Here is a 23,947-nt window from a genome sequence, read left to right on the forward strand (position 1 = left end):
TTTATGTAATTGTTTTAAAGTACAATTCTTATTAATGTGCTTCCAGCCAGGTATTGCCTTCTCCGATTTCGATTTCGATAGGTACAGTTGTTTTGATGGCAGTCTTCATCCGGTGCGTGATAATTTTCTTCATCGCATCAACTTCAGATTTCAACACATCAAACACCAGCTCATCATGCACCTGCATGGTCATTTTAGACTGCAGCTTCTGCTCCTTAATATCCTGATGAATATGAATCATTGCAATCTTGATCATATCAGCCGCTGATCCCTGTATCGGTGCATTAATTGCATTTCGCTCCGCAAAACCACGTACGGTCTGATTAGCCGAATTGATATCTCTTAAATATCTTCTTCTACCCATCATCGTTTCCACAAAGCCATTTTCACGCGCAAAGTTCATCGTATCCGTCATATATCTTTTGATACCAGGATACTGTGCAAAGTACTGCTCGATCATCTCCGCAGCTTCTTTTCTCGGTATCCCCAGATTCTGAGACAAACCAAACGCAGACTGCCCGTAAATAATACCAAAGTTTACTGCTTTCGCATTCCGGCGCTGCGTAGAATCAACTTCCTCAATAGTGATTCCGTAAACCTTCGCTGCTGTTGCCGTGTGGATATCAATTCCTTTATTAAAAGCATCCAGCATGTTTTCTTCCTTACTGATATCAGCAATGATACGAAGCTCTATCTGCGAATAATCTGCCGAAAGCAACACATGATCTGCATCTCTTGCAATAAATGCTTTACGGACTTCCCTGCCACGTTCTGTACGGATAGGAATATTCTGAAGGTTTGGATTATTTGAGCTTAATCTTCCCGTAGCAGCCACAGCCTGATTATAACTTGTATGTACACGGCCTGTTTTTGGATTAACCAATAAAGGAAGGGCATCCACATAAGTTGATTTTAACTTTTGCAGCTGACGGAAATCAAGAATATCTTTTACAATATCACTTTTATGCGCCAGCGCGGATAAAACATCTTCCCCAGTTTGATATTGCCCTGTTTTTGTCTTTTTAGCTTTAGGATCCAGCTTCAGTTTATCAAAAAGAACTTCTCCCAATTGTTTTGGAGAAGCCAGGTTGAATACTACACCCGCTTTATCATAAACACTTTGCTCAAACCTGCGGATATCAACTTCCAGATCTTTAGAATAGCTGATCAAAGTTTCCATATCAATTCTAACCCCTTCTTTTTCCATATCCGCAAGAACATAAACCAGTGGGTTTTCGATATTGGTGATAAGTTCTTCTGCGTTCAGCTCTTTCAATATTGGCTTGAAAACATGGGCAAGCTGTAAAGTAACATCAGCATCTTCTGCTGCATAATCTACCACACTTTCTACAGGTACATCTCTCATCGTTCCCTGGTTCTTTCCTTTCGGGCCAATCAGCGTAGTAATAGAGATTGGTGTGTAACCCAGGTAGTTTTCTGAAAGCACATCCATATTATGCCGCGTATCAGGATCTATCAGGTAATGTGCCAGCATGGTATCAAATAATTTTCCTTTGATATCTACGCCATACCATTTAAGCACTAAAATATCATATTTAATATTCTGGCCGGTCTTGCCTATTTTCTCATTTTCCAATACCGGTCTGAATTCATCAACAACTGCTTGCGCTTCTGCCTGATCTGCCGAAACAGGAACATACCATGCTTTTCCTGCTTCAATACAGAAAGACAGACCAACCAGCTCTGCTCTGTTCGCATCTATTCCGGTTGTTTCGGTATCAAATGAGATACTTTCCTGCTGAAGCAGTAAATCAATTAATACTTTTCTTTTCTCCGCAGTATCTACCAGCTGATAATCAGGTTTAGTATCTGCAATCGTTTTTCCTACCGGAGGCTGCTCAAATAAATTAGGTAATTGTTCAAAGGTTTTGGCTTTGCTAACCGGTTCATCTACTGAATTACCGAATAAATCAGTTTGCTGTGATACATTTGCTTTCGCGTCCCCGATACTGAAACCGTCTCCAAATACTCTTTTACCTAAAGTACGGAACTCTAACTCCGCAAAAAGAGGCTCTAATAATTCTCTGCTTGGTTCTTCTAACAATAAAGATTGTTCATCAAACTCAACAGGAACATTCAGAATGATAGTCGCTAATTTTTTAGAGATCATCCCCTGATCAGCAAATGCAATTACGTTTTCACGCTGTTTACCTTTCAACTGCTCTGCATTGGCAATAATGTTCTCCATCGAACCATATTGTTTGATCAATAATTTCGCAGTTTTTTCTCCTATTCCAGGGATTCCAGGAATATTATCAACTGCATCTCCCCATAAACCGAGAATATCGATTACCTGCAATACGTTTTCTATTTCCCATTTTGCAAGTACTTCAGGAACGCCGATGATTTCCATCTCATTGCCCATCCGTGCTGGTTTATAAATAAAGATATTATCAGAAACCAATTGCGCAAAATCTTTATCAGGTGTCATACAAAAAACAGTAAATCCTGCTTTCTCAGCTTCTTTAGCTAATGTGCCTATAATATCATCTGCTTCAAAACCATCCTTGGTAATCACAGGGATGTTAAAGCCTTCAATTAATTTAAAGATATAAGGTAAAGCAGCAGATAAATCTTCTGGCATACTTTCCCGATGTGCCTTATAAGCAACAAAATCAGTATGTCTTTCGGTAGGTGCATCTGTATCAAAAACTACTGCGATATGACTTGGTTTTTCCTTTTTCAGGACTTCCATTAAAGTATTGGCAAAGCCCATTACTGCGGAGGTGTTGATACCGGTAGAGGTAAATCTAGGGCTTTTACTTAGTGCAAAATGCGCTCTGTAGATCAACGCCATACCGTCAAGCAGGAAAAGTTTCTTCATTAGAATATATTTATATTTTTATCAATATTGAACACTGTCAGCTACGCTACAGGTTATCTGCCCAAAGTTAACATCTGAAGATGAGCTAACCTAATTTGCGATTATTTTTAGTATTTGGACAGAAATAAAAGGACAGGAAAGAAATTATACATCGCATGAAGTACAAAGGAATATTTAAGGCCGTAATTCATCCGGGTATAACCCAAAACAAGCCCAACAGCTAACTGAGGTAAAGTATACAATATCCCTAAAGGTAATAAGCCGATCCCCTTTTCATAATTACTGAGGTGTACCAGCGAAAAACAAATCGCGGTCAGGTGAAAATGCCACGGAAAAATCCGCTTCCAGAATTCAAACTTTAAAGTGATACTACGGGAAAGATTGTACCGGTACACCAGGTATAAAATGATAAAAATAAAAGGACTGACCAGAAAAGCCCAGTCTGTTTGAACTATTGCACTTAAGACTGCTCCGCAACTCAATGCAATAAAAGCAATACTGGCCGTAAAACGTCTTAACTGCGCCCTGAAAAGAAGCTCTTCAGTTAATGGTGCCCAAACTACAGCCATTACAAAGAGCAAAACCTTTGACATCTTTTTATGGTCCATTACAGATGGCCCAGGATCAGGAATAATTTTCAGTCCGATTAATATTCCCGTTAACATCCCGCAGCCAATACCTGCTATGATACAGATGAAAGCCAGTTTGAATACTAAATTAAAAGGCCTCTCTACCTTTTCAGGAATCCTGGCCAGATAAGGACGTTTCAGGTAAGCTATTAAATCATCAATCAGCACCAGCATCTTAGCGTGCAATACAGCCCTCAATATGATCGTTAACCATTCCAGTAGCCTGCATATGAGCATAACAAATCGTTGTTCCGAAAAACTTGAAACCCCGTTTTTTCATATCACTGCTAATCGCATCAGATATTTCCGTTCTTGCCGGAACCTCTCCCAGAGATTTAAAATAATTGACAACAGGTTTCCCTTCTGGCAAAAAGCCCCATATATAGTTGGAAAAAGAGCCGAACTCCTTTTGTATCGCTATAAAAAGCTGTGCATTTTTAATGGCAGAATTGACTTTAAGCTTATTCCTGATAATCCCGGTATCCTTCATTAACCGCTCTGCATCGGCCTCAGTAAAAGCAGCTACTTTTGCTACATCGAAGCCAGCAAATGCTGTACGATAGCCTTCACGTCTGCGCAGAATCGTAATCCAGCTTAAACCAGCCTGTGCACCTTCCAGAATCAGGAACTCAAATAAAACCTGATCATCGTAAACAGGCTTACCCCATTCTTCATCATGATATTTTATATACAAAGGGTCGGTTCCACACCAGCCACATCTTTTCACTTCTGCGCTCATGTGCTGTGTTACATACTTAATTCATCCCAATATTCTACCGCACGGCGATAATGCGGGATAACAATAGAACCGCCAACCAGATTTGCGATCATGAATACTTCATTAATTTCTGCATCATTCACACCTGCATCAAAACATTTTTCCAAATGATATTTGATACAATCATCGCAGCGCAAAACCATGGAAGCTACCAGGCCCATCATTTCTTTACTTTTCACATCCAGTGCTCCGGCAGCGTAGGTTGTGGTATCCAGTGCAAAGAAACGCTTAATGTTTGTGTTGGCAGTTTCCATGATTCTGTCGTTCATCTTTGAACGGTAGTCATTAAATTCTTCTACTAATTTACCCATATCATATTTTAAATAGCTGGTTATAGCATTTGTTTTGTTCTTAACTGATTACAGCTCCAATGCCGGATCCCAAAAATGGGTTTTAAAGTCCTTTATTTTATCCTGCTCAATCACCAATCCTTCATTTTCTAATAATTCCTGCATCAGCTCCGGAGTAGCAAAATGAAATTTCCCGGTCAGTAATCCTTTATGATTGACCACGCGGTGCGCTGGTACAGGAGGCAATGCATCATGAGCATTATTCATTGCGTAGCCTACCAAACGGGAAGATTTTCCCGCTCCAAGCGCTTTCGCAATTGCGCCGTAAGAGGTTACTCTCCCTTTTGGGATTAACCTGACTACTTCATAAACCTGCTCATAAAATGATTGTTCCATTAGTCAAGAGAGAATTGGATGTAATTTATATTTTTATCTTGTTTTAAATAGATTCTTTCATAATGCGTTTTAATCTTTAAGACCTCATCATAGAATTCTGAAGTATATAAATGATCAGTTTTTTTATAACATGGCAGCTTTAACTCTTCCACTTTTTCAACAGTATAAGCATACAAACCGTCATTGTCTGTTTTTAAATTAATCTTACCACCTGGTTTTAAAAAGCCTTTATACTTGTTCAGAAAGCCCGGAAAAGTTAATCTCTTCTTTTCTCTGCTGTCTTGTGGCTGCGGATCAGGAAAAGTAATCCAGATCTCATCCACTTCATTTTCACCAAAATACCCTGCAATATCCTCAATCTGTATTCTTAAAAATGCCAGGTTATTGATGTCTTCATCTACTCCGGTCCTTGCGCCTCTCCAGATGCGGTTTCCTTTTAAATCTATGCCTATAAAATTCTTCTCCGGGAAAAACTTAGCCATATTAACTGAATATTCTCCTTTACCACAAGCCAGTTCCAGTACTACCGGATTGTCATTTTTAAAATGCTGCGCTGCCCATTTGCCCTGAAGCGCCATTCCTTCCTCCATCTGATAGACATTCGGGAAGGTATCAATTTCAGCAAATTTCCTTAACTTATCTTTACCCACTATTGTTTTTTTTATGCAAAAATACAATTTAATCTTTTCAGCGTCTGTTTAATTTTAGATGCGTGGTTATGCTCGGCTGTAATTCGTATTTTTGTGTAAACATTACTTCAGAACAAATTGGAAAAGAGCGCAAAAATTTATATCGCAGGCCATCGTGGGATGGTAGGATCAGCTATTCATCGTAAATTGCTGAGTGAGGGTTATACAAATCTGGTTACCCGGACTTCTTCGGAGTTAGACCTGCGTAATCAGCAGGCTGTAAAAGATTTTTTTGTACAGGAAAAACCAGATTACGTATTTCTTGCTGCTGCAAAAGTAGGTGGTATTATCGCGAACAATACTTACAGAGCTGATTTTCTGTATGAGAACTTATCAATCCAGAATAATGTAATTCATCAGGCTTATGAAACAGGCGTCAAAAAACTGATGTTCCTGGGCTCAAGCTGTATCTATCCAAAATTAGCTCCGCAGCCGTTGAAAGAAGAATACCTGCTCACAGGTTTGCTGGAAGAAACAAATGAACCTTATGCAATTGCTAAAATAGCAGGTATCAAATTATGCGATGCTTACCGCGCCCAGTACAATTGTAATTTCATTTCTGTCATGCCAACTAACTTATATGGTTACAATGACAATTACCATCCTCAGAATTCTCATGTACTACCTGCATTAATCCGCAAGTTTCATGAGGCTAAAGTTAACGGAACACCAGAAGTGGTAATCTGGGGATCAGGCTCACCTATGCGCGAATTCTTATTTGCGGATGATCTGGCCAATGCCTGTTACTTCTTAATGCAGAATTATAATGAGCCCCACCTGATCAATATTGGTACCGGAGAGGACTTAACCATAAAAGACCTTGCACTGCTGGTCAAAAAAGTAACCGGCTTTGAAGGTGCACTTACTTTTGACAGTACTAAACCAGATGGTACTCCCCGCAAATTAATGGATGTATCGAAATTACATAGCCTTGGATGGAAACATCAGGTTGAACTGGAACAAGGAATCCACCTGGCTTACCAGGATTTTCTGGCTAAACATATTTAGTCAATTTTAGTTAAGCGTCATATAACTAAAGTTTATACATTTGTAAAAGAAAATAAACTTTAGCTATATGACCTTAGTTCAACTAGAATATATTGTAGCTGTAGATACGTACAGGAGCTTTGTTGGCGCAGCCGAAAAGTGCTTTGTTACCCAGCCAACGCTGAGTATGCAGGTGCAGAAGCTGGAAGAAATGTTAAATGTTAAAATATTTGACAGAAGTAAACAACCTGTTATTCCTACAGAAATCGGCTCCCAAATTATTGAGCAGGCCCGTCTGATTCTTCAGGAAAGTCAAAAAATCAAAGAAATCATCAGTAGTCAGCAGCAGGATATTGTTGGCGAACTGAAAGTAGGCATCATTCCTACCGTAGCTCCTTATCTATTGCCACAGGTCATTGCCTCCATGATGGAAAAATACCCTGAATTAAAACTATTAATCTGGGAATATACCACCGAAGATATCATTCATCACCTTAAAACAGGCGTACTGGATTGCGGAATATTAGCTACCCCGCTTGGTGATAACTCCATTACAGAAATCCCGATGTACTACGAGAATTTCGTGACCTATATCAGTAAAAACAGTAAACTCTTCAAGAAGAAAAACATTGATGCAAATGATCTGGAAGATGAAAATATCTGGTTATTGAATGAAGGCCACTGTATGCGTTCTCAGGTGCTGAATATTTGCAGATTTACCAAAGATAACCGCTTACAGGGCTTAACTTATAATACCGGAAGTGTGGAAACATTGATCCGCATGGTAGACATGAATAATGGCGCTACTTTATTGCCTGAGCTGGCTTTAGCAGAATTAACCCCTAAACAACTCAGTAAAGTAAGAACATTTAAATCTCCTGAACCAGTTCGTGAGATCAGTTTAGTGACACACAAAAACTATATCAAGAAAAGGATGCTGAGCGCGCTTAAAGAAGAAATCTTAGCCGTTATTCCAAAGGCAATGAAGCAAAAGAAGAAAAAAGATATTGTAGGAATTTAAAATAAAAAAGGCATAACCTCGGTCATGCCTTTTTTATCTGATATTTATATTTCTTTAAAGCTTATGCTTTTTTGAAACGTTCAGCAACTGCATCCCAGTTTACTACATTCCAGAATGCAGCGATATAATCAGGACGTTTGTTTTGATATTTTAAGTAGTAAGCATGTTCCCACACATCCATTCCTAAAATTGGAGTACCTTTAACTTCAGCAACATCCATTAATGGATTATCCTGGTTAGGTGTAGAAGAAACAACTAATTTACGGTCAGCACCAACGCTTAACCAAGCCCATCCAGAACCAAAACGTGTAGCACCAGCTTCAGCGAATTTAGTTTTGAAATCAGCGAAAGAACCGAAAGCAGCTTTGATTGCTTCAGCTAATTCACCCGTTGGCTCACCACCTTTATTGTGTCCCATAACTTCCCAGAACAAAGAGTGGTTAAAGTGACCACCACCATTGTTTCTTACAGCTGCCGGGAACTTAGAAATGTGTTTAACGATTTCTTCAAGGCTCTGTGAAGCCTCAGGTTTACCTTCTAAAGCTTTATTTAAATTAGTAACATAAGCCTGGTGATGTTTATCATGGTGAATTTCCATGGTAGTTTTATCGATATGCGGTTCTAATGCATCTGTTGCGTAAGGTAACGCAGGTAATTCAAAAGCCATATTATTGTATATTTAAGTTTAAAAATTAATGGTCCACAAAGATAACATTCGAGGTTAAGTATTGTTCAGTATTTTGTCATTTACCCTCGTTTGTTTTCAAAGAAACGCTTCATCAGTTGCGCACATTCCAGTGCCAGCACTCCTTTTTGTGTGATCGTTTTTGGATGCAGCAAATTAGCATTTTTACTCGTAAATCCGCGCTTCTCTTCCGAAGCACCATAAACAATCCTGCTGATCTGCGTCCAGTAAGCGGCACCAGCACACATTACACAAGGCTCCACAGTTACATAGAGGGTACAATCCTTCAGATATTTACCACCCAATGTTAAACTCGCCGCCGTAAATGCCTGCATCTCGGCATGCGCAGTAACATCATTTAACTGCTCAGTCAGGTTATGTCCGCGTCCAACAATCCTGCCCTTACAAACGACTATCGCCCCGATCGGAATTTCCTCCTGATCAAAAGCTATTTGTGCTTCCTGCAAAGCAAGCCCCATATAATGTTCATCTTCTTGTGACAGATCCTTTTCTTCAGAAAAATTATAATAACTCATTTAGTTTAACACAATTTACTGCCATTGGGTACTTTTCCCAGCAGCGTTGTCAATACAATACTTCCTTCTTCGTCCGCAAATCCAGTAACCAGAAACTCTGACATAAACTTGCCAATCTGCTTTTTAGGAAAATTAACCACACCAACAATCTGCTTGCCAACCAACTCTTCTTTAGTATAGTGAGCGGTGATCTGCGCACTGCTCATTTTCTGCCCGTATTCGCCAAAATCCACCTTAACTTTATAAGCAGGTTTTCTGGCTTCAGGGAAATCCAGGACTTCTAAAATTGTGCCTGCTCTTAATTCGACCTTCTCAAAATCATTCCAGTCAATAGGTTCCATATTCGCTCTCTTATTTGTACACCGATAAAATTACGAATCTTCAGCTTATAATGCCCTATGTTGACTATTGCTTTTTGTTACCTTTGTAACATGATTGATGTTGTACTTAAAAAAGGCAAAGAAAAAGCCGTCCACCAAAAACACCCCTGGGTATTTTCAGGAGCTATAGATAAAGTTAAAGGTAATCCATTGAATGGAGAGGTTATTAAGGTTCTTGCAGCCGACCAGTCCTTCTTGGCTTACGGCTATTATAACGGCCAGTCACGCGTAGCAGTTCGTTTATTGGAATGGGAAGAAGACAACATTATTGATAAAGCCTGGTATGAAGTGAGATTGAAAGATGCGATTGCTTCCCGCGCGCACTTACTGAGCGATCAGCAAACAAATACCTGTCGTCTGGTTTTTAGTGAGGCCGATTACCTGCCTGGACTGATTGTTGACAAATATGCTGACTACCTTTCTCTGCAAATCCTGAGCGCAGGAATGGAAAATGTTAAAGCAGAACTGATTGAAATCTTAATTGCTGAATTAAACCCAGTAGGGATCTTTGATAAAAGTGATGCGAATGCACGCACGCATGAAAACCTGGAAGTTTCACAAGGTTTACTTTGGGGAGAAACCCCACCGGAATTTATAGAGGTTAAAGAAAATGGCGTCTGCTACCATATCAATATTGCAGACGGACAGAAATCTGGTTTTTATTGCGATCAGCGTGATAACCGCGAAATCCTTGCTGCTTATACCAGGGATAAAGAAGTACTGGATTGCTTCTGCTACAGTGGCGGATTCACTTTAAATAGCTTAAAACATGGGGCTAAACATGTAACCAGTGTAGATAGCTCAGCGCTGGCTATGGAAACCTTAAAACATAATCTTGGTTTAAACGGCTTCATGGAACATCAGCAAACCAGCATACAGTCTGATGTGAATAAACAACTCCGCGTTTTTAAAGAAGAAGGAAAATTATTTGATGTAATCGTCCTTGATCCACCAAAATATGCACCTTCAAGATCCGCTTTAGACAGAGCTGCACGCGCTTATAAAGATTTAAACAGATTAGGGATGCTATTGCTAAAAAAAGGCGGTATCCTGGCTACTTACTCTTGTTCAGGGGCTGTTGATCTGGAAACTTTCAAACAGATTATTGCCTGGGCAGCATTGGATGCTGGCAGAGAAGTACAAATCATCAAACAATTTCATCAACCAGAAGATCACCCGGTAAGAATTTCGTTTCCAGAAGGAGAATATCTTAAAGGTTTATTATTGAGGGTATTGTAATAGAAATAAAAGCATTTTATTCATAGGGGTAGCAAACAAATTTGCGTTTTGTTTGTAGATTAGACAAAACGCAAATTTCCCGAATGCTAATAGTAAAAAATATCCGGTTAAGCCGTATTCTGAGGAATACCTGGCAAATAGACCTCATCATGATCTTTTCCTGCACAGGGGCGTATCTAACCAGAGCGTTCCTGATTAAACATAACTTTGTGGTCCCATCTATTATTCCTACCGTTTTAGGTACCGCGATAGCTTTTTTTATTGGATTTAATAATAACCAGGCCTACGACCGGTGGTGGGAAGCCCGTAAAATATGGGGCGCTTTGGTCAATGATTCCAGATCATGGGCCAGAAGTGTAATCACCTATATTTCACAGAATGAGATTAGCAATCAGGAATTTAAAGCCTTAACAGATAGAATGGTCCGCCGCCATATTGGTTTCCTTTATGCCCTTAAAGCCAAACTCAGAGATGCAGTTGATGAAAATTATCAGCAATACCTGGATGAGGCAGATCTGAAAGAAATCAATCTCCACAGTAACGTACACAATGCCATTTTAACCTTGCAATCCAGAGATCTGCAGCAATTGAGTAAAGATGGGCTGATTGATGGCTTTCGTTTTATGGAGCTGAACAAGCTCCTGGTTAATTTTTCCGATCACATGGGGAGAGCCGAACGGATTAAAAATACCGTTTTCCCGACTACTTATAATTATTTCACGAAAGTCTTTATCTGGTTATTTGTAGTTTCGCTGACCCTGGTGATTAGTCATGAAGCAGGCGTATGGGCCATTTTTATTGGCTGGCTGGTTGGTTTTGTTTTTGTATCTACGCAGATCAACGGAATGAGCCTGATCGATCCTTTCGAAAACAACTCTTCCTCAGTACCTCTGAACCAGATTACAAGAACCATAGAGATTAACTTGCTGGAGATGATTGGCGCAGAAAAGATTCCTGCGCCAGTCAAGCCCATTAATGATGAATATATTTTGTAAATCTTATTCTTCTTCTTTAAAATAAACTTTGTAGTAATTCATGGATTTATCATCATCGAAACCCTTTTCGATGAGCTCTTTATTTCCATGGATATAGATATGGAAGTTTTTATCCAGTTTAAGCACACTTTTAAAAGCTTTAGCTTGTTTTTTAACCGCAGCACCTGAGATATCAAAACTATCAGCTATAGGCGTTTCAAACTCTTCCTCATAACTCTTTTTATAGTTTTTGAAAGATTCGATTCCTTCCTTATTCCCGATAACTTCGTTAGAAAACTCATCTATATCAAAGCTTTCTTTCTCTTTAAAATACTTCATAGAGCGGTTCAGCAGGTCTATTTTATCCGCCTTGGTGACATCATACTCCTGATCAAGTTTTTCAGTTACAAAGCTTTTATAGACGCCTAATACATTCTTAGTCTGATTGTAATTATCATTTCTGACCTTAAGCTTCAAAAACTCATCTTTCCAGTAAACGGCTTCATTACTTTTATTCGTCTGATCGATAACCGCAACCTTATAGCCTTCTTCTTTTTCCGTATTAAAAATAATGCAGCCCTTATCCAGCTTATTGATATTGATCGCATCTTCTTCATAACTCAGTGCAAAGCCCGCCTGTTCAGGAGAAACTTTTAAATAAGTCTCTTTGGTTTCTGATTTAAAAATGCCAATCGCATCATGCAGCTCTCCTTCAATCTGTACATTCTCAAAATAAGCCACATATAGCTCACCAGCCTTAATTTTAGGATGATTAGAGGTATCATACAGATATTTTGCCAGTTGCTCACTGTTTTTATGAAAGTGTGTTCCATCTTCAAATACCTGTTCAACAAAATGATAAACTTCATTCAGGTTTAAATCATCATTCGGATGAAAGAAACGAAAGATCTCATTTGTTTTTTCATAAGGACTTAAAAAATACTGGATCAGCACATTCTTCAAATGCTCATCCTGAATTTGCATCGAGGCTTCAGACAGCACATAGAACTCATCTTGTGCTTTATTGCCAATTCTATGTATAGAAAGCTCTGACAGAGATGCTTCTGGAAAATAAATCATATACGCTGTAATTTTTAGCTTAGTTAACGGATCGCAAAAATACTTTATTTTTCTTCTTTTGCGGTATTTCTAAGCTCCACAGGTTTGGTAGATTTCTTCTTCATTCTCAGGTTCAGCATTTCCACCAATACAGAGAATGCCATTGCGAAATAGATATATCCTTTAGGAATATGCTGATCAAGCCCTTCTGCCAATAAAGAAACACCGATTAATAACAGGAAAGAAAGTGCAAGCATTTTCACTGTAGGGTGATTATTCACAAAATCACTGATTGCATTTGCAGACACCATCATAATAATTACCGCTATAATTACCGCCGCAATCATAATTTCAACATGGTCAGCCATCCCGATAGCTGTAATTACAGAATCCAGGGAAAAAACAATGTCCAGCACGAGAATCTGTGCAATTACACCAGCAAAAGAATGGACTTTAACTTTTCCTTCTTCCTCCTCTTCACCTTCTAATTTCAGGTGAATTTCATGCGTACTTTTATAGATTAAGAACATTCCCCCGACGATCAGAATCAAATCGCGTCCTGAAATAGCCAGTTTCTCCAGCCATTCTTTATTATCCAGGCTGATCCATTCCCCTACGTTAAATAAAGTGGCGGTCAGGCTCATTACCCAGCTTAATGATAAAAGCAATAATACACGGGTTATCATAGCCAGTCCGAGTCCCAGTTGTCTGCCTTTTTTTTGCTGATGTGCGGGCAATTTCCCAGAAAGAATCGAGATGAACACAATATTATCAATACCCAGTACAATTTCTAAAATAGTCAGGGTTAACAGCGAGATCCAGGCTTCGGGCGTACTAAAGAATTCCATATATTAAACGTTTTGCTGTAAAGCTAAAAAAAGCTTGTTGAATTAATCAACAAGCTTCACAACAATTAGTTTATTTTTTTATCTGAAAGTAACTGATCCATAATCCGATTTTATCCGGACTGATGATCTGCCCCCGCTTCCAATTTTACCCGTATAATTTTTCGAATTATCATCATCCTGTGACCCTGACTGACGTACAGCTACCCGATCTCCGGATTTAAATCCGCTATAACTTGTTTGTACATTAAAATCACCGTTAAAGCTATCAGAGAATCTTAATTTTGAATCTACATAATCCGCATCAATCGTTAAGCTCCTGCATCCTGCACCTACTTCAGCAATATCAAAATTATTATAGCTCATCTTAAACAAACCATCGCCTCTTAAAGCACCAATTTCTACATTAGCATACTGTGACTTTAGTTCAAGCTTACCAACAGTTCCTATTTTAATATTATTATACTGCTGTTTGATGACCGCATTTCCCTTGATATTCTCAACCCTCACATTTGCATATTGAATATCAAGATCAAGATTATTGACATTGGTAATGCTGATTCCCGAACCGTATTGCTGCCTGATAACCGCATCCCCTCTGATGGTATTGATATTAACAGTTACATATTGTGCATTCAGATCCAGTGTTCCGGCTGCTCCAATTGTCAGGCCTGATCCATATTGCTGTTTAACAACAGCTTTATTGATATCTGAAATTACCGTTTTACCATATTGAACAGAAACATAATTATTGACATTGGATAGTTTTCCGGCGATAAAATCACCATACTGCACCTTTGCATAAAGCGGGCCGGCAAAATCTTCCATAGTGACATTACCAAATTCCTGTGTTAAAGTCAGTGAATTTGCAGCTGGCATATAAACAACATAATTCACCTTTACTTCTCTGCGGCGGTTACGTCCCGAAAATCTGCTTCCATTACCTATACTGGTTTTACAGGTTATCATATCACCGTCCTTATCTGCCGAAATATTAACCTGATCAATTAATTTTTGAGCTTCCCTGTCGTCATTACTAAATGCTTTGATCGATACATCTATTTTGACCTCCTTTTTGTCCCAGATTTTAATGACCATTCCTCCATATTGATTGTGAAGATTTATTTTATCTGATGCACTTAAAGAAAAACTCTTACTGAAGTTCTTTGAACGCATAGCGTCATCATCCCCGCTTTGCATATCTGTATTTTGCTGAACTCCGCGGCTCATATGCGACGAGCGGCTGGAAGAAGACGAACTGCCCGAGTTTGCCGCATAAACAGGTTCACTGCTAACTTTATTGTCTGTTTCGGTCTGTGCACTGGCTATACTCAATGAACATAGCAGAGTACCTGCAAGGATCAGATTTTTCATATACTATTCTCCTTTTTATATTGACTGACTTCATTAATAATTGACAATTGCTGATTTAACAGCTGGATCTGAATTTCAAGGTTTCTGACCATTGCCTTAACTACCATTTGCTGATTTGGGCTTCCTGCCATCTCTTTGTTTAATCCCTCATAAGTTTTATTAAGGACTTCAAAATCCGCTTTAAACTTGCGGTAGAGTTCAGGGTTTGTTTTTGCAAAAGCCTGTAAACTATCCTGTTTCTGCTCAATTATACTGACAAACTTCACTTGCTTCTGTGCATATACCGGATTTACATCTTCCACACTGATCTTTCCTCTTTTCCCGGGAATTACATACAGAAAGGTGATACCCAGCACCACGAGCAGTGATGCAGCAATTCCAGACCACAGCTGAAGGTTAAAAGACCTTTTAAGTTTTTTTTTCTGTTTTTCTTGTTTATCCAGTTCCGCTTCAATTTTACCCCAGAGTCCACCAGAAGGTCTGTCGGTATCGAACTCCCTCTTATTGTCTCTGATAAAATCTTCTAATTTAGTACTCATCTCTTGCTCCTCTCTTTTCTAATATATTTCTCAATTTGGTTTTTGCTCTCATGAATTGTGACCGGGAAGTAACCTCAGATATCTTCAGGATATGGGAAATCTCCTCATGATCATACCCCTCAAATAAATACAGCGTTAGTACCACTCTATATCCATCTGCCAGTCCTTTTACTGCCGCTTTCACCTCTTCTACTTTCCATTGCAGCTCTTCCTGATCTGCCGATTCCTCTGCTGCAATCTCCACGCCATCGAGGTTTGTGAACTCCACTCGTCTTTTGCGCAGACAGTTAATAGACTTATTGACGATGATCTGTTTTAACCAGAGGCCAAAAGTCGTATCCCCTCTGAAATCGCCAATCCGTAGAAAAGCATCTAAAAATGCTTCCTGTACAACATCTTCAGCTTCAGCTTCATGATTTACTATCCGCAGCGCAGCACTGTACATAGCTCTCTCATACAATTTGTATAATTCAAATTGTGCGGCCCGGCTACCTTTCCGGCAAGCGTTAACCAGGTCTATATTTTTGTCTATGTATACTGCTTCCAATGTTCCTCGTATTCGTTATAAATGACATCATGATTTCACAAACGTTGCATCTTCATTAAAAAACTTTTGAATATACTTCGTTAAATCAATAACCTTTTGTAATATATGGCTCAAAATGAATATTTTTGCGGCTTAATCCGATGAAAAAATGTTAAGAACAACAACTTGCGGAGCGCTGACGATTGAGAATCTAGGCGAAAGCGTAATTCTGTGCGGTTGGGTACAGAAATCCAGAGACTTGGGAGGAATGACTTTTATTGATATCCGTGATCGTTACGGCATCACCCAATTGGTTTTTAATATGGATGATAACACTCAGCTCTGTGAAACAGCCCGCAGTTTAGGTCGCGAATTTGTGATCAAGGCCAGTGGACTTGTTGTTGAGCGTTCCAATAAAAACCTTAAAATACCAACGGGAGAAGTGGAAATAAAAATCACTGCTCTTGAAATATTGAATGCTTCGAAGATTCCACCATTCTTAATTGATGATGAAACAGACGGCGGCGATGATTTGCGTATGAAATATCGTTACCTGGACCTGAGAAGAAATCCGGTAAGAAATAATATGGTGCTGCGTCATAGAATGGCTCAGTCTGTAAGAAAATATCTGGATGCTTTAGATTTTATCGAGGTAGAAACTCCTGTATTGATTAAATCAACACCTGAAGGTGCAAGGGACTTTGTAGTACCCAGCCGGATGAATGCTGGTGAATTTTATGCTTTGCCACAATCCCCTCAAACCTTTAAGCAATTGCTGATGGTTTCTGGCTTTGACAGATATTTCCAGATCGTAAAATGTTTCAGAGATGAAGATTTACGTGCAGACAGACAACCTGAATTTACTCAGATCGACTGTGAAATGTCCTTTATTGAGCAGGAAGATATTCTGAATACTTTCGAAGGACTGATCCGTACCTTATTTAAAGAGGTTAAAAACTTTGAATTACCAGAGGTTCCAAGAATGCAATACTCGGATGCCATGCGCTGGTATGGTTCTGATAAACCTGATACACGTTTCGAAATGCGCTTTGTTGAATTAAACGAAGTGGTTAAAGGGAAAAACTTCCCTGTATTCGACAATGCAGAATTAGTGATCGGAATTAATGCAACAGGCTGTGCGCATTATACGCGTAAGCAGATGGATGAGCTGACTGACTTCATTAAACGTCCTCAGATCGGTGCTACAGGCCTGATTTATGCAAGACATGGTGAAGATGGTTCAATCAAATCTTCGGTTGATAAATTCTATAGCGAAGAAGACTTGAAAGGATGGGCTGAGGCGCTTCAGACGAAACCTGGCGACTTAATGCTAGTAATGGCCGGAACTCAAGATAAAGTACGTAAACAATTAAGTGAGTTACGTCTTGAGATCGGTTCCAGACTAGGTTTACGTGATAAAAACGTATTCAGTGCATTATGGGTACTTGATTTCCCGCTTTTAGAATGGGATGAAGAATCTGAACGTTACCATGCAATGCACCACCCTTTTACTTCTCCTAAACCAGAAGACATCGCGATGCTGGATACTCATCCGGGCGAAGTAAGAGCGAATGCTTATGACATGGTCGTTAACGGTACTGAAATCGGTGGTGGATCTATTCGTATCCATGACCGTACTTTACAAGCTTTAATGTTCAAACATTTAGGCTTTACTGCAGAAGAAGCACAGAAACAATTCGGTTTCCTGATGGACGCTTTTGAATTCGGTGCTCCTCCGCACGGTGGTATTGCTTTTGGTTTCGACAGACTTTGTTCAATTTTCGCGGGCTTAGACAGTATCCGTGACGTGATCGCCTTCCCTAAAAACAATTCAGGAAGAGACGTGATGATTGACAGCCCATCAACAATCGATGAGAAACAGTTGAAAGAATTAAAAATCAAGACCAACTTATAAGGAAACGTTCAGGATCTGTTCCTGCTTTCCACAAAAGCCTCTCAGTGCAAACTGGAAGGCTTTTGTGTTTTTATTATTTACCAGAGAAGCCCGGCACAATATATTTAGCCAGGATCTCAAAAGCCTGCTTACCCTTAAAAGATTTATAATTCCCCTGTGTAAACACCACCGTTAAGTCTAAATCTTTGAGTATAAAAATGAACTGCCCCCCATTTCCTGAAGCAAAAAGTAAATCCTGCTGTATATTGTTTGTTTTCAGCACTTCACGATACCAGTAAAACCCATAAAAAGTGGGCTGAGGGATAAGCAGCTGACTTCTGCTGGATTTCGCATTGGAAAAATCAGGAATAGGAATATCACAAAGCGTAGACTGGCTGATCCAGCGTTTAGAAATTACCTTTTTCCCCTTCCAAACCCCGTTATTCTTCACCAATTGCCCCAACTTAACCATATCCGAAGGATGAATATAAAACGACCCGGCAGCCATACCATTTCCAGCGGGATCAACTGTCCATTTATAATCCACAATACCCAGCGGGTTAAATAAGTATTTCCCTGCAAACTCCATAATCGTCATCCCTGAAGCTTTGCTGATCACACCACTCAGAACCATAGGATCTACTGATGTGTAAGACCAAACTTCACCAGGCTTATATTTCATCGGTAAATCCAGAGAAAACTTCACCCAATCCTTACTCAAACTCATCTCTTCTTCACAATCCTTAGTATCATTAAATTCCTCACAATCAAACCCCGACTTCATTTCAAGCAGGTTCTTAATGGTCATTTCCTTTTTGAGCCTATCCCTTCCAAAGGCCGGATACTGCGGAAAAAACTCATAAACCTTTTGATTAACACCTTTAATCAGTCCACGATCAATCGCTATACCGACCAGTAAACTTGTAAACGACTTAAAAGATGACCGGGAATCATGCAAAGAATCCCGGTTAAAACCATTAAAAAAATGCTCATAAACTGGCCTATCCCCTTTAAAGACTGAAATACTATGAATCTTCGGATAATGTCCCTGCTCAACTGCGCTCGTCATTTGAAGTAAAAGTGAATCCGCATTGATTTTAACAGATTGTGCAGCAGCACTCAGGCTGAACACCAGAAATAAAGCACAATGCATCATAACTTTCTTCATTCTTCTAAGTTAGATAATATTACCTTTATCTTAAATCGATTTCATTTCTAATCTTCTTCCATGTTTTTTCCAAAACTGAGTTACTCCTTCCTGCTGGCGTTAACCCTTCAAACTGTTTCCGTCTTCGGACAAGCACAATTTCTGAAAAAGGCCTTTCCACGCATTGATTCCTTACTAAAGATTAAAAGCGACAAACCATTCAATGGCACAATTATCATTGCTATAGATGGCAAATTAGCATACGAACGGCAGAACGGATCTCCTGTACCGGGAAAGAAAACTCCTTTCAATGAAACCGATCAATTTGTGATCGGCTCTGTCAGCAAACAAATCACTGCCGTACTGGTCTTAAGAGAACTGGATAAACACAGGCTAAACCTTCAGGACCCCATAAAGAAATACCTGCCCGAATTAACGATGTCATGGGCAGACACCGTAACTATCCACCAATTACTTACGCATACCCATGGAATCACTGCGCTGGACGAGCCACTGGCCTATCCCGCAGGCTCAAAATTTAACTATTCCACTATTGGCTATCAGCTACTGGGAAAGATTGCAGCAAAAACCTCCGGAAAGACCTTTCCGGAATTATCAAATGAATTATTTATTCTTTGCGGGATGAAAAACACCTTTGATCCCAACCTAAAAAAACACCAAAGACTTGTCAACGGTTATGTCGAAAAAGAAGACGGGAAACTACACCTTGAAAAATCAGCTCTCGAAGAGTTTACGCCCGCTGCGACCTTTATTTCTACTGCCAGGGATTTAGTCCTTTGGAACAGCGCTCTACACTCAGGAAAGCTTCTTGATGCAGCAACCTATAAACTCATGATCACTCCTTATGCGACCAGACAACATGTATTCCTGGGGAAAACAGATTACGGTTACGGCCCTACCATTACCAATACCGACAATCTGCTGCAAACAGGTCAGACAGGCTATATTCCCGGTTTTGTCTCTATGGATTATTATTTCCCACAAACAAAAACCAGCATCATCATGCTGCAAAATACTGCATGGGACTTAAACGACCTCTCCAAAACCTTCAGCTATCAATTACAAGCCCTAAAGATCCTGAAAGAAACCCTGCTTCACCATTAAAACTTATTGAATTTGTACCTTTTTAAGACGGCTATTAATCAACTCAACTAATGCTGCAAATTCTTTAGGCTCATATATTCCCTGGAATATAATGTATCGCAAATTTCTTTAATATTCCCCGGTCAGCATCCGGCAGAACAGGGAAAGCAAAACCAGCTGGTTACGATTCTTTACTAAGCTGATTACTTCCTGATTTTATAGTTCAATTTATCATTATTAAACGCTCCTGATTACTTTGATAAGAGATCGGCCAACGCTTCAGCGGAATTCTTAAGGGGAGGAAAGATCTTGTTTTTTCCAGGCTGGCTACTTTGACGAAAGTTCTCTGATGCCTTTGGGTTTCCATTGCTTGTTTCCTTTTGCCCGGTACAGAACTTTTGAAACAACCGGTACGCCAAACTGTTGCTTTAAAAATGAAATCGTTAAGGATTCCCTCTGAAAATTTACCCGTTAAACTTCCCATAATAAATAAATGCCTTTCCACCAATGTAAGCTATTCGCGTTAAAGATTATCCTGATGCGTAAAAAATGGCCGTAATTGTCCGCAGCTGTCTGCAATTGTCCGCAGTTGTCCATGGGTTAGTCAAAGGGGAAATTATAATTTCATTAATCTTCATCCGGTTATGATTGAGTTGTGCCTGAATAGAGGTCGGGATGACACCAGGTTGTAAACGGGCTGTAACTATGGCAAGTCTAAGTTATTTCAACTAGTTGTTTTGACTTAGACTTGCCATGCTCTCGCGTTACTTTAGCACTGCTCTTACCCTAACGAGTACTCAGGCAGTACTCGGGCAGTACCCGGGCGATATAGATTTATTATTTAGCTATTTTGAATTTATTTACGAACAGCCCGGCCTTGTTTCGGCCGAGTCATTCCCACGCAAATTGAAAGCTTTCAGCGCAACTTCCAGCGGCATAAGAGCATCCGCGACAGCAAAGACTTTCTGTTAGCGTGTCAAAATTTATGCTTAAAAAAGAGCCTGCTCCACAAGTTTATGACTTGATCGCTTATTTCTCCTCAGTGCTTCGCCATTCTGCTTCACCTCCCAACCTGTACTCCTTCCCCCAAAACCGCATTACATAAAAATCAGGCCTCTAAAAAAAACAAGGCTGTATGGTTTACGAACATTGGCCATCTCTTCAGATGGGCGTAGTTCGCAAACCATACAGCCTTGTTTTTTTTAGCCGTACGATAACTTTATTTAAAAGGACTCACTATCGGGTGGAATCCCATAATCCACGAACCCCTGTGCTTTTTCCTTTTTCTTTTTTCCCGTGAACAAACCCTTTACCGTATTAAATATCGCAGAAATATGTTCCGCATCCAGCGTTTTACCGACCTTACTTGTCGCTAACCCTACCAATGCCTTCGTAATAAAACCTGAGCCCTTAAACAGTGTACTATTCATCAGGATAGGCAATGCCATAGACATCAGTTTGCTACTGATATTCAGCTTATCATCAACCTTTAAAAATGCAGATGGCGTTGCATATTTCTTAATCAGGCTACCAAAAGTAAACTGTTTCAGATAAATCTTCACATCATCCTTAATGACCTCCTCCTGCATCTTATAATCAACTTTAAGACTAATCAGTCTGACGTTCAGATCTTGCAGGTTATTAATTTCATACTTTTTGCTCATCTTCCTCGTCCTCCTGTAGTTTTTTAAAATATTTTCTGATCGTGAAGTTGACAATAGCCTTCTCAATGAATTTCTCTTTAGTTACATACACTATAATCGCTAAAAGCAAATAAAGCACTGCAACACAACCAAAACCAGCCGTATAACTGGCAAAAAGTGTAGATAAGAAGAGTGCAAGCGTAACTGTTCCTAAAATAAAGGCCAGCACAAAGCAAATACCCACAATAGCATTAGTAATCAAGTCAGCAAATACTTTAGCAGACCTTTTAATTAGTACTAGCCGTGCGTATTCTATCCGGGTATCTATGTAGGTTTTAGCCTCCGAAAACAGCTCCTCAATATTCTTTTCTTTCTTCTCCTCCATTGGTAATTAAACTTTAGCTTGTTCTGATCATAAATTCGCAGAACTACTGATAATAACTCATTATTAAGAATATTGTTTAAGCGTGTTCCGCATCATCTACAAATTCTTCTTCAGCTTCATGCAGCTTATTCTTTACAGAACTTACTACTTTATCTTTCAGACCAGTTAAATGATCAATTTCATCTGCTGCTCTCTCTTTTAATGCATCACCCAGCTCTTTTAATGACTGATTTAAACGGTCACGAGTTTCACTACCTTTTTCAGGCGCAAACAGCAAACCTAACGCTGCACCTGCAGCCAAACCTGTTAATAATCCAATTAATACTTTTGAGTTATCGTTCATGACTTTAATTTTTTATGTTTAATAATTGATTTTGTAGCGATGTAATTGATAATTAGGTGGTATTGTTTCTTATAACTCTTTAGCACCGGGAATTGTTTTAATATTTTCTGAGAATTTAACAGCATAGAAATCTTTCAAACCTGGTATAAAACATGAGCCTGAGGAAACAATGTACAACACCGTCCTTTATTAAGTTAATACGAAGATTAGAGTGGGGTTAGGTATCCAGGTTAATCGCCTTCATTTTATTGTAAAGAGTCTTCCTGTCTATATTTAAGATCTTTGCAGCCTTTGTCTTGTTAAAGTTCACCTCACGAAGTACTTTCAATATCGCTTCGTATTCAGCCTCTGAAGCTGCATTTTTCAAGTCCCTGGACTTCTCATGGTTTCTGTGAATTGTATTTTCAATAGCAGTTACCTTGGCATCTGTAGAAATTTCCAGCGGAAGTGCTTTAAGCTGAATTTCATCAGATTCTGTTAGTAATGTTGCTCTGCGAACTACATTTTTGAGTTCCCTCACATTTCCAGGCCAGTTATAGCTCAGAAAACACTCTTCCACATCCTTAGAAAAGCCCAGCACATTTCTGCCCAGCTCCTCATTGGCGAAGTCAAGAAAAGTCTTCGCAAAAATCATAATATCTTTTCCCCTCATGCTCAATGGCGGAAGGTTAATTGCGAATTCATTAAAACGGTGGTATAAATCTTCTCTGAAACGACCTCGCTGGATCGCTGTAGCCAGATTTTCATTCGTTGCCACAATAATACGGACATCAAGATCAATCTCTTTTGTGCTACCGATACGCTTAATTTTTCTTTCCTGAACAGTTCTCAGTAAAGCAGCCTGTAAATCATAAGATAAATTTCCTACTTCATCCAGAAAAAGCGTTCCGCCATTTGCCATTTCAAAATGGCCTATTTTCGTGTTCAATGCACCAGTAAAAGAACCTTTTTCATGTCCAAAAAACTCACTTCCTGCCAGTTCTTTTGTTAAAGAACCACAATCCATAGCCACAAAAGGGTTGTCTCTTCTTGGACTGTTTAAGTGAATAGCTTTTGCTACAGACTCTTTTCCAGTACCACTTTCACCAGTTAAAATTACACTATATGATGTTGGGGCTACCAATTGAATCTGCTTTAACAACTCCTTTGAAGCCTGGCTCTGTCCGGCCACAAAATTTTCTACCTGGTTATAAACAGGCTTTGACGTTTTGGCTTTTTGTACTTCAGATCTTATACCCTCGGCCGTAGTATCATTTAATGCTATCTGTGTATCAATAGCTTTATTTATAGTATTTAAGATTTCATCCGGATATAAAGGCTTCGTAATATAATCGTAAGCCCCTAATTTAATCAGTTCAACAGCAAGTTTGATATCCGAATAGCCAGTAATAATAATCACGCCGGTCTGTGGATAATTCTCTTTAATTTTAATGAGCATTTCCTTTCCATCAGTATCCTCCAGCCTGTAGTCACATAAAACAAGATCATACTGATCCTTACTCAGATAGTCTTGTGCAGAAACGCCACTGGTCGCAGTATTCACACTAAACCCATTTCTGGTTAAGAATTTTGACAGTAATAAACCTATATTAATTTCATCATCTACTATTAGTATCCTTTTCATATCTGGCAACAAATT

The 23,947-nt window shown here is 39.3% G+C and carries 25 protein-coding genes; 6 read left to right on the forward strand and 19 right to left on the reverse strand.

Features of this window, described 5'->3' with window-relative positions:
• Positions 1–31 precede the first annotated feature (31 nt).
• The 6 genes from polA to trmB form a co-directional block, all read right to left on the reverse strand.
• A complete protein-coding gene (gene polA / locus AB3G38_RS16405) occupies positions 32–2,845 on the reverse strand; it encodes a DNA polymerase I (protein WP_367864922.1) in 2,814 nt (937 codons plus the stop codon).
• A gap of 107 nt (positions 2,846–2,952) precedes the next feature.
• Complete coding sequence (locus AB3G38_RS16410; protein WP_367864923.1) at positions 2,953–3,711, reverse strand: CPBP family glutamic-type intramembrane protease; 759 nt, start codon at positions 3,709–3,711, stop codon at positions 2,953–2,955.
• Positions 3,650–4,213 (reverse strand): DNA-3-methyladenine glycosylase I, encoded by a 564-nt coding sequence (locus AB3G38_RS16415; protein ID WP_367864924.1) that lies wholly within the window; start codon positions 4,211–4,213, stop codon positions 3,650–3,652. Before AB3G38_RS16415 ends, AB3G38_RS16410 begins: the two co-directional genes overlap by 62 nt.
• An 8-nt stretch (positions 4,214–4,221) precedes the next feature.
• A complete protein-coding gene (locus AB3G38_RS16420; protein WP_041882030.1) occupies positions 4,222–4,563 on the reverse strand; it encodes a carboxymuconolactone decarboxylase family protein in 342 nt (113 codons plus the stop codon).
• 48 nt (positions 4,564–4,611) lie between these two features.
• Positions 4,612–4,938 (reverse strand): MGMT family protein, encoded by a 327-nt coding sequence (locus AB3G38_RS16425; protein ID WP_367864925.1) that lies wholly within the window; start codon positions 4,936–4,938, stop codon positions 4,612–4,614.
• Positions 4,938–5,588, reverse strand: coding sequence for a tRNA (guanosine(46)-N7)-methyltransferase TrmB (gene trmB / locus AB3G38_RS16430; protein ID WP_367864926.1), 651 nt, complete (start codon positions 5,586–5,588; stop codon positions 4,938–4,940). The genes AB3G38_RS16425 and trmB overlap by 1 nt, the downstream gene beginning before the upstream one ends.
• Positions 5,589–5,705: 117 nt before the next feature.
• Between trmB and AB3G38_RS16435 the strand changes: the two genes are divergently transcribed.
• Together AB3G38_RS16435 and AB3G38_RS16440 are read left to right on the forward strand one after the other, a co-directional pair.
• The gene (locus AB3G38_RS16435) at positions 5,706–6,635 is read left to right on the forward strand and encodes a GDP-L-fucose synthase family protein (RefSeq protein WP_367864927.1); all 930 of its coding nucleotides are present in this window, start codon (positions 5,706–5,708) and stop codon (positions 6,633–6,635) included.
• 67 nt (positions 6,636–6,702) lie between these two features.
• A complete protein-coding gene (locus AB3G38_RS16440; protein ID WP_367864928.1) occupies positions 6,703–7,635 on the forward strand; it encodes a hydrogen peroxide-inducible genes activator in 933 nt (310 codons plus the stop codon).
• A 61-nt stretch (positions 7,636–7,696) separates the two neighbouring features.
• Here AB3G38_RS16440 and AB3G38_RS16445 read toward each other — a convergent pair whose 3' ends face one another.
• The 3 genes from AB3G38_RS16445 to AB3G38_RS16455 form a co-directional block, all read right to left on the reverse strand.
• A complete protein-coding gene (locus tag AB3G38_RS16445; protein WP_367864929.1) occupies positions 7,697–8,302 on the reverse strand; it encodes a superoxide dismutase in 606 nt (201 codons plus the stop codon).
• Positions 8,303–8,382: 80 nt separating this feature from the next.
• On the reverse strand, positions 8,383–8,856 hold the full coding sequence (locus AB3G38_RS16450; RefSeq protein ID WP_367864930.1) for a nucleoside deaminase: 474 nt from the start codon (positions 8,854–8,856) through the stop codon (positions 8,383–8,385).
• Positions 8,857–8,861: 5 nt separating this feature from the next.
• Positions 8,862–9,197, reverse strand: a complete 336-nt coding sequence (locus AB3G38_RS16455; RefSeq protein ID WP_367864931.1) for a tRNA-binding protein — start codon at positions 9,195–9,197, stop codon at positions 8,862–8,864.
• A 90-nt stretch (positions 9,198–9,287) separates the two neighbouring features.
• On the opposite strand from AB3G38_RS16455, the gene AB3G38_RS16460 reads away from it, so the two are divergent.
• Positions 9,288–10,475: a class I SAM-dependent rRNA methyltransferase gene (locus AB3G38_RS16460; RefSeq protein WP_367864932.1), complete on the forward strand. Its 1,188-nt coding sequence runs from the start codon at positions 9,288–9,290 to the stop codon at positions 10,473–10,475.
• An 83-nt stretch (positions 10,476–10,558) separates the two neighbouring features.
• A complete protein-coding gene (locus AB3G38_RS16465) occupies positions 10,559–11,470 on the forward strand; it encodes a bestrophin family protein (RefSeq protein ID WP_367864933.1) in 912 nt (303 codons plus the stop codon).
• Between the two features lie 3 nt (positions 11,471–11,473).
• On the opposite strand, the gene AB3G38_RS16470 is transcribed toward AB3G38_RS16465, so the two are convergent.
• From AB3G38_RS16470 to AB3G38_RS16490, 5 genes are all read right to left on the reverse strand, one after another.
• Positions 11,474–12,529 (reverse strand): nucleoid-associated protein, encoded by a 1,056-nt coding sequence (locus AB3G38_RS16470; protein WP_367864934.1) that lies wholly within the window; start codon positions 12,527–12,529, stop codon positions 11,474–11,476.
• Between the two features lie 44 nt (positions 12,530–12,573).
• A complete protein-coding gene (locus AB3G38_RS16475) occupies positions 12,574–13,356 on the reverse strand; it encodes a TerC family protein (RefSeq protein ID WP_183869191.1) in 783 nt (260 codons plus the stop codon).
• 78 nt (positions 13,357–13,434) lie between these two features.
• On the reverse strand, positions 13,435–14,727 hold the full coding sequence (locus AB3G38_RS16480; protein WP_367864935.1) for a hypothetical protein: 1,293 nt from the start codon (positions 14,725–14,727) through the stop codon (positions 13,435–13,437).
• Positions 14,724–15,266 carry a hypothetical protein gene (locus tag AB3G38_RS16485; RefSeq protein WP_367864936.1) on the reverse strand — a complete coding sequence of 181 codons (543 nt, stop codon included), beginning with the start codon at positions 15,264–15,266 and terminating at the stop codon, positions 14,724–14,726. The genes AB3G38_RS16480 and AB3G38_RS16485 overlap by 4 nt, the downstream gene beginning before the upstream one ends.
• A complete protein-coding gene (locus AB3G38_RS16490) occupies positions 15,256–15,813 on the reverse strand; it encodes an RNA polymerase sigma factor (protein WP_367864937.1) in 558 nt (185 codons plus the stop codon). The genes AB3G38_RS16485 and AB3G38_RS16490 overlap by 11 nt, the downstream gene beginning before the upstream one ends.
• 148 nt (positions 15,814–15,961) lie before the next feature.
• On the opposite strand from AB3G38_RS16490, the gene aspS reads away from it, so the two are divergent.
• Entirely contained in the window at positions 15,962–17,707 is a 1,746-nt protein-coding gene (aspS, locus tag AB3G38_RS16495) for an aspartate--tRNA ligase (protein ID WP_367864938.1), read from the forward strand.
• Positions 17,708–17,780: 73 nt separating this feature from the next.
• Here aspS and AB3G38_RS16500 read toward each other — a convergent pair whose 3' ends face one another.
• Positions 17,781–18,854: a serine hydrolase domain-containing protein gene (locus AB3G38_RS16500; protein WP_367864939.1), complete on the reverse strand. Its 1,074-nt coding sequence runs from the start codon at positions 18,852–18,854 to the stop codon at positions 17,781–17,783.
• A 60-nt stretch (positions 18,855–18,914) separates the two neighbouring features.
• On the opposite strand from AB3G38_RS16500, the gene AB3G38_RS16505 reads away from it, so the two are divergent.
• Positions 18,915–19,958, forward strand: coding sequence for a serine hydrolase domain-containing protein (locus AB3G38_RS16505; RefSeq protein WP_367864940.1), 1,044 nt, complete (start codon positions 18,915–18,917; stop codon positions 19,956–19,958).
• A gap of 1,202 nt (positions 19,959–21,160) precedes the next feature.
• On the opposite strand, the gene AB3G38_RS16510 is transcribed toward AB3G38_RS16505, so the two are convergent.
• The 4 genes from AB3G38_RS16510 to AB3G38_RS16525 form a co-directional block, all read right to left on the reverse strand.
• A complete protein-coding gene (locus AB3G38_RS16510) occupies positions 21,161–21,601 on the reverse strand; it encodes a hypothetical protein (protein WP_367864941.1) in 441 nt (146 codons plus the stop codon).
• Positions 21,585–21,965: a phage holin family protein gene (locus AB3G38_RS16515; protein ID WP_367864942.1), complete on the reverse strand. Its 381-nt coding sequence runs from the start codon at positions 21,963–21,965 to the stop codon at positions 21,585–21,587. The genes AB3G38_RS16510 and AB3G38_RS16515 overlap by 17 nt, the downstream gene beginning before the upstream one ends.
• 76 nt (positions 21,966–22,041) lie before the next feature.
• Entirely contained in the window at positions 22,042–22,308 is a 267-nt protein-coding gene (locus AB3G38_RS16520) for a YtxH domain-containing protein (protein WP_367864943.1), read from the reverse strand.
• Positions 22,309–22,525: 217 nt separating this feature from the next.
• A complete protein-coding gene (locus tag AB3G38_RS16525) occupies positions 22,526–23,932 on the reverse strand; it encodes a sigma-54-dependent transcriptional regulator (protein ID WP_367864944.1) in 1,407 nt (468 codons plus the stop codon).
• Positions 23,933–23,947: the final 15 nt, after the last annotated feature.

The sequence above is a fragment of the Pedobacter sp. WC2423 genome (assembly GCF_040822065.1).
GTDB lineage: Bacteria > Bacteroidota > Bacteroidia > Sphingobacteriales > Sphingobacteriaceae > Pedobacter.